Source organism: Acidovorax sp. KPB24-07, from assembly GCF_057543315.1.
In genome coordinates this window covers 1-798 of sequence record NZ_BAAJYS010000822.1, presented here as the reverse complement: position 1 = coordinate 798, position 798 = coordinate 1, and the positions used below count along the sequence as shown (strand labels likewise).

At 75.1% G+C, this 798-nt stretch carries 1 protein-coding gene; it reads left to right on the top strand.

Annotated elements, in window-relative coordinates; genetic code table 11:
- Positions 1–96: 96 nt before the first annotated feature.
- Positions 97–798 (top strand): lysophospholipase (locus AC27IQ_RS26075; protein ID WP_487091373.1); only part of this gene is annotated, 702 nt, incomplete at its 3' end.

Below are 798 nucleotides of genomic sequence, written 5' to 3'. Positions count from 1 at the left end.
GCGCGGCGCACGGGCTGACGCCGGCCGCGCCCACCCCTTTTCCCGGGCGCGCCACCACATGGCGCGCCTTTTCCGACAGGCCCTAGCCCCCTTCGCATGGTCGATCCCGACGCTCCCTCCACCCTCAGCCCCTTCACCGCCGCCGATGGCGAAAACCTCGCGCTGCAGGACTGGCCGCTGCCGCACGCCGACGCGCGCGCCACCGTGCTGCTGGTGCATGGCCTGGGCGAGCACGTGGGCCGCTACGACCGGCTCGCCCGGCGGCTGAACGCCTGGGGTTTTGCCGTGCGCGGCTACGACCAGTACGGCCATGGCGAATCGGGCGGGCTGCGCGGCGCCCTCACGCCCCCGAACCGGCTGATGGTGGACCTGGCCGACATCGTCGATGCCACCCGGGCCCGCATGCCACCCGGCCAGCCGCTGGTGCTGCTGGGCCACAGCCTGGGCGGGCTGGTGGCCGCCAGCTTCGTGGCGCAGGCGCTGCGCCCCGTGGAGGCGCTGGTGCTTTCCTCTCCCGCGCTGGACCCGGGCCTGAGCTGGACGCAGAAGTTCTTGGTGGCCACCCTGCCCCGCGTACTGCCGAACCTGCGCCTGGCCACCGGGATCGACCCCGCCCACCTGTCCCACGACCCCGCCGTCATCGCGGCCTACCGCGCCGACCCGCGCTGCCACGACCGCGTCGGTGCCGGGCTCGCGCGCTTCATCGCCTACACCGGCCCGGCCGTCGTGGCCCGCGCCGCGCAGTGGAGCGTGCCCACGCTGCTGATGTGGGCGGGCGCCGACCGGCTGGTCAACCCC